Annotated in this window: 14 protein-coding genes and 1 pseudogene; 3 read left to right on the top strand and 12 right to left on the bottom strand. The window is 63.0% G+C overall.

The window, feature by feature from the left end; translation table 11 throughout:
* The first annotated feature begins 4 nt into the window (after positions 1–4).
* Positions 5–727: a tRNA (guanosine(46)-N7)-methyltransferase TrmB gene (gene trmB / locus AACG97_RS26485; protein ID WP_009684922.1), complete on the top strand. Its 723-nt coding sequence runs from the start codon at positions 5–7 to the stop codon at positions 725–727.
* 842 nt (positions 728–1,569) lie between these two features.
* On the opposite strand, the gene AACG97_RS26480 is transcribed toward trmB, so the two are convergent.
* The 9 genes and pseudogenes from AACG97_RS26480 to AACG97_RS26445 form a co-directional block, all read right to left on the bottom strand.
* Positions 1,570–1,896, bottom strand: coding sequence for a DUF3392 family protein (locus AACG97_RS26480; protein WP_009684924.1), 327 nt, complete (start codon positions 1,894–1,896; stop codon positions 1,570–1,572).
* Positions 1,897–1,905: 9 nt separating this feature from the next.
* Entirely contained in the window at positions 1,906–3,081 is a 1,176-nt protein-coding gene (hemW, locus tag AACG97_RS26475; protein ID WP_009684925.1) for a radical SAM family heme chaperone HemW, read from the bottom strand.
* Positions 3,078–3,674, bottom strand: coding sequence for an RdgB/HAM1 family non-canonical purine NTP pyrophosphatase (gene rdgB / locus AACG97_RS26470; RefSeq protein WP_033690803.1), 597 nt, complete (start codon positions 3,672–3,674; stop codon positions 3,078–3,080). The genes hemW and rdgB overlap by 4 nt, the downstream gene beginning before the upstream one ends.
* Positions 3,671–3,763: pseudogene (locus tag AACG97_RS28220) on the bottom strand (DUF4426 domain-containing protein); the annotation flags it as partial. The gene rdgB and the pseudogene AACG97_RS28220, both read right to left, overlap by 4 nt.
* Positions 3,764–3,802: 39 nt before the next feature.
* Positions 3,803–4,423, bottom strand: coding sequence for a methionine biosynthesis protein MetW (gene metW / locus AACG97_RS26465; protein ID WP_009684928.1), 621 nt, complete (start codon positions 4,421–4,423; stop codon positions 3,803–3,805).
* 7 nt (positions 4,424–4,430) lie between these two features.
* Positions 4,431–5,570 carry a homoserine O-succinyltransferase MetX gene (gene metX, locus AACG97_RS26460; RefSeq protein WP_009684929.1) on the bottom strand — a complete coding sequence of 380 codons (1,140 nt, stop codon included), beginning with the start codon at positions 5,568–5,570 and terminating at the stop codon, positions 4,431–4,433.
* Between the two features lie 88 nt (positions 5,571–5,658).
* Positions 5,659–6,249, bottom strand: a complete 591-nt coding sequence (locus AACG97_RS26455; protein ID WP_197885710.1) for a YggT family protein — start codon at positions 6,247–6,249, stop codon at positions 5,659–5,661.
* Between the two features lie 10 nt (positions 6,250–6,259).
* Entirely contained in the window at positions 6,260–7,078 is an 819-nt protein-coding gene (proC, locus tag AACG97_RS26450) for a pyrroline-5-carboxylate reductase (protein ID WP_047149608.1), read from the bottom strand.
* A 38-nt stretch (positions 7,079–7,116) separates the two neighbouring features.
* A complete protein-coding gene (locus tag AACG97_RS26445) occupies positions 7,117–7,812 on the bottom strand; it encodes a YggS family pyridoxal phosphate-dependent enzyme (protein ID WP_009684933.1) in 696 nt (231 codons plus the stop codon).
* A gap of 65 nt (positions 7,813–7,877) precedes the next feature.
* Between AACG97_RS26445 and AACG97_RS26440 the strand changes: the two genes are divergently transcribed.
* Positions 7,878–8,873, top strand: coding sequence for a type IV pilus twitching motility protein PilT (locus AACG97_RS26440; RefSeq protein WP_125854346.1), 996 nt, complete (start codon positions 7,878–7,880; stop codon positions 8,871–8,873).
* 309 nt (positions 8,874–9,182) lie between these two features.
* On the opposite strand, the gene AACG97_RS26435 is transcribed toward AACG97_RS26440, so the two are convergent.
* Positions 9,183–9,806, bottom strand: coding sequence for a C40 family peptidase (locus tag AACG97_RS26435; protein WP_009684936.1), 624 nt, complete (start codon positions 9,804–9,806; stop codon positions 9,183–9,185).
* Between the two features lie 166 nt (positions 9,807–9,972).
* On the opposite strand from AACG97_RS26435, the gene AACG97_RS26430 reads away from it, so the two are divergent.
* Positions 9,973–10,392: an NINE protein gene (locus AACG97_RS26430; protein ID WP_009684937.1), complete on the top strand. Its 420-nt coding sequence runs from the start codon at positions 9,973–9,975 to the stop codon at positions 10,390–10,392.
* Positions 10,393–10,488: 96 nt separating this feature from the next.
* Here AACG97_RS26430 and AACG97_RS26425 read toward each other — a convergent pair whose 3' ends face one another.
* Both AACG97_RS26425 and argS read right to left on the bottom strand, forming a co-directional pair.
* Positions 10,489–11,187: an SPOR domain-containing protein gene (locus AACG97_RS26425; RefSeq protein WP_047149606.1), complete on the bottom strand. Its 699-nt coding sequence runs from the start codon at positions 11,185–11,187 to the stop codon at positions 10,489–10,491.
* A 1-nt stretch (position 11,188) separates the two neighbouring features.
* Positions 11,189–12,925 carry an arginine--tRNA ligase gene (gene argS, locus AACG97_RS26420; protein ID WP_115294969.1) on the bottom strand — a complete coding sequence of 579 codons (1,737 nt, stop codon included), beginning with the start codon at positions 12,923–12,925 and terminating at the stop codon, positions 11,189–11,191.
* Positions 12,926–13,053: the final 128 nt, after the last annotated feature.

Below are 13,053 nucleotides of genomic sequence, written 5' to 3'. Positions count from 1 at the left end.
CCAGATGACTGATTCGCAAGATACGCCGATCGCCGCCGACGGCGACCAGCGCCCACACCGCCGCATCAAGAGTTTCGTGATGCGTGCAGGGCGCATGACCGAAGGCCAGCAACGCGGCCTGGACCAAGGCGGCCCGCTGTACATCCTGCCGTTGGCCGACAGCCCGGTGGACTACGACCAGGTATTCGGCCGTTGCGCGCCGCGTACCCTGGAGATCGGCTTCGGTATGGGGCATTCCCTGCTGGAAATGGCCGCCGCCGCGCCGGAGCAGGACTTCATTGGTGTGGAAGTACACCGCCCCGGTGTTGGTGCGCTGCTCAATGGTGTGCTGACCCAGGGTTTGAAGAACCTGCGGGTGTATGACTGCGATGCCATCGAAGTGTTGAACCGCTGCGTGGCCGACAACAGCCTCGACCGCCTGATGCTGTTCTTCCCCGACCCTTGGCACAAGGCGCGCCACCACAAGCGCCGTATCGTGCAGCTGGAGTTCGCCGAGCTGGTGCGGCGCAAGCTCAAGCCCGGTGGCGTGTTCCACATGGCCACCGACTGGGAGCCGTATGCCGAGTACATGCTGGAAGTGATGAGTGCTGCGCCGGGCTACCGCAACCGCGCAGCAGACGGTACCTACGTGCCACGCCCCGAAGAGCGCCCGATCACCAAGTTTGAACGCCGCGGCGAGCGGCTGGGGCATGGGGTGTGGGATTTGAAGTTCGAGAAGGTGGACTGATCGGCTGAATCGGCCTTTCGGTACGCTGAGGCCTGTAGAAATGCAGGCCAAAAAAAACCGCTCTGAGATGAGCGGTTTTTTGTGTGAGCAAAAGGACTGAGTATCCTTCGCTTCAAGGCTTCACTGAAAGCTCTACACAGTCAGGTGATCATAGGCACCTTCAGAAGCAGGGTCAATGTGCGGAAATACCCGGCATCAAGTGTGTCGAAGCAGTTAACAGTCTCGGTCAAGTAGACCGGGTATCATCTAGCTGCTCCTGTGAGAGTCCATTCAGTGATGGGTCGGGTAGGAGAAGAATTCTGCTTTCCGGCCCCTTCGACATGGCCTGAGAACCGTGCCGGTGACTTCTTCGAAGGGCCATTAACCTGGCCACTTCACTGAACGCTCTACACAGCTTTCGAAGGCATCGAAGTACCGGTTAGATGCTGGAAGATTGGCCCGCCAACACGGAGGCCAATGCACATGAAGCGATTGCTTGATGCGCTGAGCCGTGTCTGGAGGCTCGCCCGGATTTTGATCTTGCTCAAGACCGTTCGGGACTTCATGCGCGACCACTTCGATGACGCCCGTTAAAGGCTAGTCAAGTGGTAGGGCTGCCCTGGTTTGCCGGGGCAGCTTTTGGAATCTGCGCCCCGCTTGTTTCCTGCGCTGATCAACTAGCGCGATCGGTGTAGGAGCGGCCTTGTGTCGCGATGGGCTGCAAAGCAGCCCCTGCTATCTCAAGCCTTCTGCTGGCAGTGCCGACCTCTTCGCGGGTAAACCCGCTCCTACAGTGATCGCGCATGCTTCCAGAAACTGGGCAAAACAGAATGTCCCACAAGCGTTCAGCCCCAGGCTGTGTCTCAGCCGCGCCGGTCGGCCACCACGCCAATCAGCACCACGACCACCAGCAACACCGGCGCCAGTGCGTAGTTGTTGAACTGGCTCAGCCCCTTCACCACCCAGGGTGTGGCATAGATCAGTGCCGCGCCGCTGCCGACCATCACCATCACCGCCATGAACGGTACGCGTAGGGCGCCACCCAGGCTGCCCAGTCGTTGTTCGGCCCAGCCTTTGACGTCGCTGCCGAACAGCACCAGCAGGCAGCCTACCAAGGCCAGCGAAATTTCTGACAGGTTGCCGCGGCTCCAGCGGGAAACCGTCGCGAGCAGATCAAGTACCAGATCCATGGGTCATCCTTAGGTCAAGAAATACTGCAGCAGGTCATTGAGGAATAGCTGGCCCCTTGGCGTGGCCACCAGTCGATCCGATTCGACCTGCAAAAGGCCCTTTTGTTCGGCTGCGCGACGGGCTTCGCGCAACTGCTCCAGCGGCAAGCCGGTGCGCTGGGTGAACAGCTGGGCTTCCACGCCATCGGTCAGGCGCAGGGCGTTCATCAGGAACTCGAACGGCAACTCGTCGACTGGCAGCAGCTTCTCACCGGCTTTGTACGGTTTGGCCAGGTTCAGGTAGTCCTTGGGCAAGCGAGTCTTCCAGGTGCGCAGGATACGGCCGTCAGCGAAGGTCAGTTTGCCGTGGGCGCCGGCGCCGATGCCGATGAAGTCGCCAAAACGCCAGTAGTTGAGGTTATGCCGCGCAGCGCGGCCGGCCTGAGCATAGGCCGAGACCTCGTACTGGCGAAAACCATGCTCGGCCATCAGCGCCTGGCCGGCTTCCTGGATGTCCCAGAGAATGTCGTCCTCGGGCAGCTCCGGCGGCTGGTTCCAGAATACCGTGTTGGGTTCGACGGTCAGTTGGTACCACGACAGGTGCGTGGGCCCCAGGTCCATGGCTTGGCGCAGGTCGCCCAGGGCGTCTTCCAGGGACTGGTCGGGCAGGCCGTGCATGAGGTCCATGTTGAAGTTGTCGAACCCGGCCGCGCGCGCCATGCCGGCTGCCCGGACGGCTTCGTCACCATTGTGGATGCGCCCCAGGGCCTGCAGCTTGGCCGGCTGGAAGCTCTGCACGCCAATGGACAGGCGGTTGATGCCGGTTTGCCGGTAGGCCTTGAACTTGTCCTGCTCGAAGGTGCCCGGGTTGGCCTCCAGGGTGATCTCGATGTCCGCTGCGAACGGTATGCGCTGCTCCACGCCGCGCAGCAGGCGGCCCAGGGCGCCTGCACTGAACAGGCTGGGCGTACCGCCACCGAAGAAGATCGAGCTGATCGGCCTGCCTTGCACCGCCGCCAGCTCCTGGTCCAGGTCGGTCAACAGCGCCGCGACGTAGGCGTCTTCCGGCAGCTCAGGGCCGGCCGCGTGGGAGTTGAAGTCACAGTAAGGGCATTTGCGCACGCACCACGGAATGTGGATGTACAGCGCCAGCGGCGGCAGGCTGGTAAAGCCCGCCGCGCCAGGGGTAGCCAGCGTTGCGATCATGCCAGGCCCAGGCGTTGGCGCAGCAGGGCCATGGCGCGGGCGCGGTGGCTGAGCTGGTTCTTGTCCACAGGTGCTAGGTCGGCGCTGGAGCAGTTGCGTTCGGGCACCCAGAACAGTGGGTCATAGCCAAAGCCATGCTCGCCACTGGCCTGGAACAGAATGCGCCCTTGCCACAGGCCCTCGCAGAGGATCGGGAGCGGGTCATCCGCGTGGCGTACCAGTGCCAGCACACAGACGAACTGTGCACCGCGCTCGGCTTCTGGCACGTCTTTCAGCGCGTCGAGCAGCTTGGCATTGTTTGCCGCGTCACCCTTGCCATCGGCATAGCGCGCCGAGTAGATACCCGGCGCACCGCCGAGGAAGTCCACGGCCAGGCCGGAATCGTCGGCCAAGGCCGGCAGGCCGGAAATACGTGCAGCGTTGCGCGCCTTGAGGATGGCGTTCTCGACGAACGACAAGCCGGTTTCTTCCGGCTCTACCTGGCTGAATTCGCCAATCGAGCGCAGTTGCACCGAGTGGCCGAGCATGGCCTGGAGTTCCTTGAGTTTGCCGGCGTTGTGGCTGGCCAATACGAGTTGCTGGAAATTCATCATTCGCCTGGGAACACTTCCTGGTTGAAACTGAGGGAGTTGCTGATGCCGCCGGTTTCGATAATCTGCTTGAACCCTAGCGGGCTGCTGCGCACGGGGCGACGCATGGGCGCTTCCTCCCGGTGTGTGTGTCAGACCGCGAGCTGGTGCTCTTGCAAGCTCGGGCTGCTGACGCGGTAGATGCCGATCTCACCCAGAAGATTAGGCCAAAGCCGGCCACCCCACCCATTGCGGTGCAGGTGGTCGACTGCCAGGCGGTCGAGCACCTTGGCCCGGCGCTCATGCACCAGCTCTTCAAAGTCGGCGAACGTGCAGAAGTGAATGTTCGGTGTGTTGTACCAGGTATAGGGCATGAAGTCCGATACCGGCATGCGGCCTTTGGTCGCCAGGTACCAGCGGCAACGCCAGTGCCCGAAGTTGGGGAAGGTGATGATGCACTGGCGGCCCACGCGCAGCATCTCGTCGAGGATGCGATCGGGGTACTCCACGGCCTGCAGGGCCTGCGTCATGATCACCACGTCGAAACTGTTGCTGGCGAAGTTGCCCAGGCCTTTGTCCAAGTCTTGCTCGATGACGTTCACACCCTTGGCCACGCAGGCGGCGATATTGTCGGGGTCGATCTCCAGGCCATAGCCGGTGACCTGCTTGCGGTCACGCAGCGAGGCCAGCAGTTCGCCGCTGCCGCAGCCCAGGTCGAGTACCCGGCTGCCGGCGGGGATCCAGTCGTGGATGATTTCCAGATCGGCTCTCATGCTGTCCTCAGATGGCAATGCGGTTCATGTAGTTCGAGAAACCCTGCATGTAGCGAGGTGTGGGGATCAAGAAGGCATCGTGCCCATAAGGTGAGTCGATCTCCAGGTAGCAGACGTTCTTGCGCGCTGCCATCAGGGCGTCGACGATCTCCCGCGAACGGGCCGGAGAGAAGCGCCAGTCGGTGGTGAACGACATGATGCAGTAGTCCGCCTTGACGTTGGCCAGGGTGGCTGCCAGGTCGCCGCCGTGGGCGGCAGCCGGGTCGAAGTAGTCCAGCGCCTTGGTCATCAGCAGGTAGGTGTTGGCATCGAACCGCCCGGAAAACTCCTCGCCCTGGTAGCGCAGGTAGCTCTCGACCTGGAACTCGACGCTGTGAAAGTCATAGTTGAGCTTGTCGCTCTTGAGCTCGCGGCCGAATTTTTCACCCATCGAGTCATCGGACAGGTAGGTGATGTGGCCGACCATGCGCGCCAGCATCAAGCCCCGCTTGGGGATCACGCCCTGGTCCTGGAACGAACCGCCGTGGAACTCGGGGTCGGTGAGGATGGCCTGGCGTGCCACTTCGTTGAAGGCGATATTCTGCGCCGACAGTTTCGGTGCCGAGGCGATGTCGACGCAGTGGCGCACGCGCTCCGGGTAGGTCATGGTCCACTGCAGCGCCTGCATGCCACCCAGGCTGCCGCCAACGATGGCTGCCCACTGCTGGATGCCCAGGCGATCGGCCAGGCGCGCCTGGCTGTGCACCCAGTCTTCCACCGTCAGTACCGGAAACTCGGCGCCGTAGGGTTTGCCAGTGGCCGGGTTGACGCTGCTGGGGCCGGTGCTGCCGTTGCAACCGCCGAGGTTGTTCAGGCTGACCACGAAGAAACGGTTGGTATCGATGGGCTTGCCAGGGCCGATGCAGCTGTCCCACCAACCCGGTTTACGGTCGGTGGCAGCATGATAGCCGGCGGCATGGTGGTGGCCAGACAGCGCATGGCAGATCAGCACGGCATTGCTCGCGCTGGCATTGAGGGTGCCGTAGGTCTCGTAGACCAGCTCGTAACTGGCCAGGGAGCGGCCGCAGGCCAGCGCCAGCGGTTCATCGAACCGGGCGGTTTGCGGTACTACCAGACCGACGGAATCTTCGGGAAAGACAGTGGACATCGACCCTGCTCACGCTTGACGGAGGCGTAAGTCTAAAGAGCGCTACCCCCAGCGGCAAGCAAAGGCTTGCCGCTGGGTGCATGCGGGGTCAGATCATGCGCCACAGCTCCTGGGGCATGCCGGCATAGGCAGCCAGCGGCGGCATGACGAACGACTGGATCACCTGAATCGCCAGGAAGGCGAAGATCGGCGAAATGTCCATGCCGCCCAGGTTGGGCACGATACGGCGGAAGGGGGCCAGCACCGGCTCGCTGATCTGGTAGGCCAGTTCGGCGGCGGGGTTGTGGCTGTTGGGCGCAACCCAGGAAACGATCACCATCACGATCATCGCCACCCAGAAGATCTTCAGGAACAGCGAGGCAATGCCGATGATCGCCCACATCAGCAGGTGCAAGACGTCACCGAAGGTGCCATAGGTGACCATCAGCACAAAGGCCATCAGCAGCGCCTGGATCAGCACCGACAGCAGCAGCGACGAGGTGTCCAGGCCGCCAATGCTGGGGATGATGCGGCGGATCGGCTTGAGCAGCGGCTGGGTGGCGCGCACCGCGAACTGGCACAGCGGGTTGTAGAAATCGGCCTTGACCAGCTGCAGTACGAAGCGCAGCAACACGATCACCAGGTACAGGCTGACCAAGGTTTGCACCACGAAAATCGCGGCGCCGGAGAATGCATTCATCGATAACTCCTTATTTGCCCAGTTGTTCGGCCAGTTCGGCGGAGCGTGTCGCGGCAGCCTGCAGGGCCTGCTCGACGATCGCCTCGAAGCCGCTGGCCTGGAACGACTTGATCGCCGCTTCAGTGGTGCCGGCGGGCGAGGTGACACGGCGGCGCAGTTCGGCGGCGTCTACATCGCTGGCGACCGCCATGCGTGCAGCGCCCAAGGCCGTGTGCAGGGTCAGTTGCGAGGCGGTTTCACGCGGCAGCCCAAGCTTTTCGCCTGCGGCAGTCATGGCCTCGATCAGCAGGAAGAAGTAGGCCGGGCCACTGCCGGAAACCGCGGTCACGGCGTCCAGTTGCTGTTCCTGCTCAAGCCACAGGGCCGTGCCTACCGCCGACAGCAGTTGCTCGGCCTGCTGGCGCTGTGCGGCCGACACCTCGGCGGTGGCGTACAGGCCGCTCACGCCCTGGCGCAGGAGCGCGGGGGTATTGGGCATGCAGCGCACCACGGGGCGCGCGCCCACCCAGCTTTGCAGGCTGGCGCAGGTGATGCCGGCAGCGATGGAAACGATGAGTTGGCCATCACGCAGGCTGGGTTGCAGGGCCTGGCAAACCGCTTTCATGACCTGCGGCTTGACCGCCAGCACGATCACGTCGGCGCCGTCGATGGCCTGGGCATTGTCCTCAAAGGTTTGGATGCCGTGTTCGGCCTGGATGCGGCTGCGGGTCTCGGCGCCCGGATCGCTGGCGCGAATCTGCGAGGCGTCCAGGCCCTGGGCACGCAGACCTCCGATCAGGCTGGCGGCCATGTTGCCGGCGCCGATAAAGGCAATACGAGTCTTGCTCATGTCAGGTCCTTGTGGAAAAGAGTGAGTAAAGCATGCAATCAGCCCTGGCCGGGGTTGAGTGGGGCGCGGGCGCCGAACAGGGCGGTACCGATGCGTACCCAGGTCGCACCTTGTGCAATGGCCGCTTCCAGGTCGTGGCTCATGCCCATGGACAAGGTGTCCAGCCCCAGGTGCTGCTGTTCCAGCAGGTTACGCAGGCTGGCGAAGGCGGCCTCCTGAGCGGCGCGGTCGTCGGTGGGTTCGGGGATCGCCATCAGCCCGCGCAGGCGCAGGTTGGGCAGGGCCGCCACGGCCTTGGCCAAGGCCGGCAGTTCGGCGGCGGCGCAGCCGGACTTGCTGTCTTCGCCACTGACGTTCACCTGCAGGCAGATGTTCAGCGGTGCCAGCCCGGCAGGGCGCTGTTCTGAAAGGCGTTGGGCGATTTTCAGGCGGTCCACGGAATGCACCCAGTCGAAATGCTCGGCAATGGCTTTGGTCTTGTTCGATTGAATGGGGCCAATGAAGTGCCAGATCAAGGGCAAGTCGCCGAGTGCCTGCTGCTTTGTCAGGGCTTCCTGTAGGTAATTTTCCCCGAAATCGCACACGCCAGCGGCGTACAGCTCGCGGATCGCTGCGGCTGGCTTGGTCTTGCTCACGGCCAGCAGTTGGACGCTGGCCGGCTCACGCCCGGCTGCCTGTGCAGCACTGGCGATACGGGCGGAAATCGCGGAAAGGTTGTCTGCTAGGGTGGACATGGAGGGTGGCCGGCTAGTGTTGGGTTTGCGGCATTCTACCTACTTGAAAGCCTTTGGGGAGTCTCATGGATGTGACCGACCTGTTGGCACGGGCCGTGGCGGTGCAGGCTTCGGACCTGCACCTGGCGGCCGGCCAGACACCCATGCTGCGCCTGGACGGTGAGCTGCAGCGCATGGCCATGCCGCCGCTCGCCGCGGGCGCCTTGGTCGCGGGCATGGCAACCCTGCTCGATGACACGCAGCGCGAGCAGTGGGCGCAAGGGGCTGAACTGGACCTGGCGCTGGCGCTGCCTGCCCTAGGGCGCTTTCGCGTGAACCTGTTTCGCCAGCTGAATGGGCCTGCGGCGACCTTCCGCCTGATCCCAGGGCGTATTGCCACGCTGGATGAGCTAGCGCTGACCGATGTGTTTCAGGCGGTGGTCCAGTACCGCGATGGTCTGGTGCTGGTGGCTGGGCCGACCGGCAGTGGCAAGTCCAGCACACTGGCAACGTTGCTGGACCAGCTGAACCGCGAAAAGGCGCTGCACATCATTACCCTGGAAGACCCTGTTGAAGTTATCCACAGCAGCCAGCGTAGCCTGGTCAACCAGCGCGAGGTCGGCCGCCACAGCAGCGGCTTTGCCCAGGGGCTACGCAGCGCGCTGCGCCAGGACCCGGACGTGATCATGATCGGCGAGTTGCGCGACCTGCAGACCATTCGCCTGGCCTTGCAAGCGGCCGAGACCGGGCACCTAGTGCTGGCGACGGTACATGCGCGCTCGGCGGCCAGCAGCATCGAGCGGCTGGTGGAGGTATTTGCAGCCGATGAAAAGCCGTTGGTGCGGGCGATGCTGGCGGAGTCGTTGCAAATGGTGGTGGCGCAGGTGCTGGTACGCCGCGTGGGCGGTGGGCGGGTTGCAGCGCGGGAAGTGTTGGTGGCGACGCCGGCGGTGCGCAACCTGGTGCGCGAGGGGCGGATGGCGCAGTTGTGTTCGGTGATGCAGGCGGGTGGTGCGCAAGGGATGCGGACGATGGAGGGGGCACTGCGTGGGTTACGAGAGAAAGGCCTGGTTGACGATTGATAGTGCCTCTACAGGCTCTCTCGCCAGCAAGCCAGCTCTCATAGAACAGTACATAACTTATTGATTTAGCGGGATCTTTGTGGGAGCGGGCGTGCCCGCGAACACCGGCGTAGCCGGTGCCTGCCACCGCGTCGCCTGCTTCGCGGGCACGCCCGCTCCCACACAGGCCGCGTCGCGGTTACGAATCGAGTTCTCTGTGCGACAGCGCAGCCCGTAGGGCTGTGTGATCTCCCACAGGTTCACCACAGTTCTACAGATTTGTGGGGGAGCTGGCTTGCCGGCGATCGGGCCATTGCAGGTGGAAAAAGCCTAGCGCTTGGCCAGGCTCAGCTGCTGCTCTTTCGGCAGCACCCGTTTGGCGACCACGTAATGCTTCTGCCAGTAAGGCTTGCTCAGGTTGTCGATGCTTACCCGCTTGCCGCGGCGTGGCGCGTGGATGAAACGGTCGTTGCCCAGATAGATGGCCACGTGGTTCACCCGCCGGCTTTTGATGTTGAAGAAGATCAGGTCCCCTGGCTTCAACTCGCCCTTGGCCACTTTCACCCCATGGCCCTGGGCCATGGCATTGGAGGTGCGTGGCAGGTCTACGTTGGCCACGTCGTTGAAGGCGTATTTGACCAGGCCACTGCAGTCAAAGCCCTTTTTCGGGCTGCTGCCACCCCAAACGTAGGGGGTACCGAGTACATTGACCGCGCGGCTGAGCACATCGCTGCTCTGCTTGGGCGACATCGCGGCCACCTTGCTACCGCGCGTGCTGGCGGCGCTGACAGTGCGAGCATGGGGCGCAGTCTGCTTGACCGCTGCATGCCTCACGGCGGCATTGCTGGTGTAGCCGGTGAAGCCATTGGGAAGACGTTGCTCACGATTGGTGGCGTGGGCGGCCAGGGGCAATAATAGGCAGAGGGTCAGCCATGTCTTGAGTAAAGGCGGCATAGATGAAGCTCTTATGAATAGTTATGTGTTGGGCGCGCAACTTTATAACAGCTTTTTGATCAATTTATGATCCGTTGGTCGATTGGCAGGGTGCCATACGTCGGCCTGTGACAAAAAAGTCACATATTTTCTTAGAAAATTTTTCCATAACCCACGAGGGCTAGGCATGAACAGTTATCAACAGGGAACGCCCTACCACGACACGCACAGCAAGACCATCGGCTACCTGCTGTGGATTTTCGGCTTCACCGGGTCGCATCGTTTCTACTACGGCAAGCCGATAACCGGCACCCTCTGGTTCTTCACCTTCGGCCTGCTGGGTATCGGCTGGCTGATCGACCTGTTTCTGATCCCGGCCATGGACCGCGAGGCGGACCTGAGGTTCCAGTCTGGGCGCATCGACTACAACATCGCCTGGGTCCTGCTGACGTTCCTCGGCGTGTTCGGCCTGCACCGGCTGTATCAGGGCAAGTGGGTGACCGCGATCATCTACTTCCTGACCGGTGGCCTGTTCCTGGTAGGGGTGCTGTACGACTTCTGGACACTCAATAGCCAGGTGTCCGAGCGCAACGCGGGGCGGGGCTGAGAGGGCAAGGGCTGCTTTGCAGCCCTGTCGCTAGGCAAGGCCGCTGCACCGGGGCGGCTCAAGTCTGACGGGGGCGCACAGCGCCCCGTTCAAAGGTTACTGGCGGGTCTGGCGCTGTTGCAGCAACAGGTTGGCAAAACCAGCGCCGGCCAACTGTTTCTGCGCACCGGTCAGCTGTTCGCGGTTGCTGAACGGGCCGACCATCACGCGGTACCAGGTTTCTTCCTTGACCGTACCCGACTCCACCTTCACTGACTGCCCCAGCAGAATGATCTGGGCCCGCACCTTGTCGGCGTCGGCCTGTTTGCGGAACGAGCCCGCCTGCAGGAAGTACTGGGTGGTCGCTGCCGGCTTGATCACTGGCGGGGCCGGAGGCGGGGTTTGGCCAAGCAGTGCTGCCTGGGCCCGCGCCGTGTCGATTTTCGCCGCTTCAGCGGGGGTAACCGGTGTGACCGGCTGGGCCGGGACCGGGGGTGTTTTCTCCGGTACGGCCTCTGGCGGCACGATGACTTCCGACTCCGGCAGCAAGGTGTAGAAGTCGTACTTCGGTTTCACCGGCTGTTGCGGTGTGGCCTGCGCAGGCTTGCTGGCTTCGGCCACTTTGTCGGCCTTCTGCTGCTCGGGTTTGGCCCGCTTGATGTCATCGCCGCCGGGTTCGAGCTTCATCAGGAACACGATGAACGCGCCAACGGTCAGGCCGACCGCCAGCCATACCCAGCCGGGAATCGGCTGTTTGGCTGGCGCTGTCTGGCGGCTGGCGCCGCGTTTGGGTGCGGGTTTTTTCTTGGCAGCCAACTTACATGCGCTCCAGGGTTTCCAGGCCGAGCAGTTCCAGACCTTGTTTGAGGGTGCGGCCAGTCAGGGCGGCCAGGCGCAGGCGGCTCTGTTGCTGCTCGGGAGTTTCAGCGGCGAGGATCGGGCAGTTCTCGTAGAAGCTGGAGAACAGGCCGGCGAGGTCGTACAGGTAGCTGCACAGTACGTGCGGTGTGCCTTTCTCGGCAACGCTGTTCAGGGTTTCGCTAAACTGCGCCAGGCGTGCGGCCAGGTCCTGCTCGTGGGCGGCCTGCAGCACGATCTTGCCATCGGCTTGGTCAAAGCGCTTGCCCAGCTTGCGGAACACGCCAGCTACACGGGTATAGGCGTACAGCAGGTAAGGCGCGGTATTGCCTTCGAAGTTGAGCATCAGCTCGAAGTTGAAGCTGTAGTCGCTGGTGCGGTGTTTGGACAGGTCGGCGTATTTCACCGCGCCAATACCCACCACTTCGCCGATGCGGCGCAGTTCGTCGTCGGCCAGGCTCGGGTTCTTTTCCTTGACCAGCGCGTAGGCCCTTTCCTTGGCCTCGGTCAGCAGGTCGATCAGCTTCACGGTGCCGCCGTCGCGGGTTTTGAACGGGCGGCCATCGGCGCCGTTCATGGTGCCGAAGCCCATGTGCTCCATTTGCATCGGGTGGCCGACGAAGCCTGCGCGGCGGGCCACTTCGAACACCTGGTTGAAGTGCAGGGCCTGGCGCTGGTCGACGAAGTACAGGGCACGGTCGGCCTTGAGCACGTTACTGCGGTAGCGCACGGCGGCCAGGTCGGTGGTGGCGTACAGGTAACCGCCGTCGGCCTTCTGCACGATCACTGGCAGCGGGTCGCCGTCGCTGTTCTTGAACTCGTCGAGGAACACGCACTGGGCGCCCTGGTCTTCGACCAGCAGGCCCTTGGCCTTGAGGTCGGCCACGACATTGGCCAGGTCGTCGTTGTAGGCGCTTTCACCCATCACGTCCGCCATGGTCAGCTTGACGTTGAGCAGTTCATACGTCTTTTGGCAGTGCGACAGCGAAATGTCCTTGAAGCGTGTCCACAGGGCCAGGCATTCCGGGTCACCGGCCTGCAGCTTGACCACCAGGCCGCGGGCACGGGTGGCGAATGCCTCGGACTCGTCGAAACGCTGCTTGGCCGCGCGGTAGAAGTTTTCCAGGTCCGACAGCTCATCGCTGGTGATCGGGTTTTCCTGCAGGTAGGCCATCAACATGCCGAACTGGGTGCCCCAGTCGCCTACGTGGTTCTGGCGAATGACGGTGTCGCCCAGGAACTCCAGCACCCGCGCCACGCTGTCACCGATGATGGTCGAGCGCAGGTGGCCGACGTGCATCTCTTTGGCCAGGTTGGGGGCCGACAGGTCGACCACCACTTTTTGCGCCGGGCCGGCCTTGCGCGCGCCGAGGTGGGCGTCGGCCAGGGCAGCGTCCAGGCGGTTGGCCAGGGCGTCGGTATTCTGGAAGAAATTGAGGAAGCCAGGGCCTGCGATCTCGACCTTGCTGATATCGGCGCTGGCCGGCAGGGCGTTGATCAGTTTTTCCGCCAGGTCGCGCGGCTTCATGCCGGCCGGCTTGGCCAGCATCATCGCGATATTGCTGGCGAAGTCGCCGTGGGTCTTGTCCCGGGCGTTTTCCACCTGGATCGCCGGCGACAGCCCTTCAGGCAGCACACCGTCGGTGACGAGTTGGGTGAGGGCTTGCTGGATCAGCTGGCGAATGGTGTCTTTCATGGGGGTCTCTTTTCGACCGCAAGCGCGGTGCAGCGCTTGGATGCGCAGGTGGAAAAACTGGGCATTATCCGTGCCTGGGAGCGGGTTGCCAACCTTTGGGCTTCACGTTGGAAGGCGCGAGTAGCAAG

Source organism: Pseudomonas sp. Nvir (genome assembly GCF_963778085.1).
Taxonomy (GTDB): Bacteria; Pseudomonadota; Gammaproteobacteria; order Pseudomonadales; family Pseudomonadaceae; genus Aquipseudomonas; species Aquipseudomonas juntendi.
Note: the sequence above shows the minus strand (reverse complement) of the source record. Positions and strands in the feature narration are given on the sequence as shown.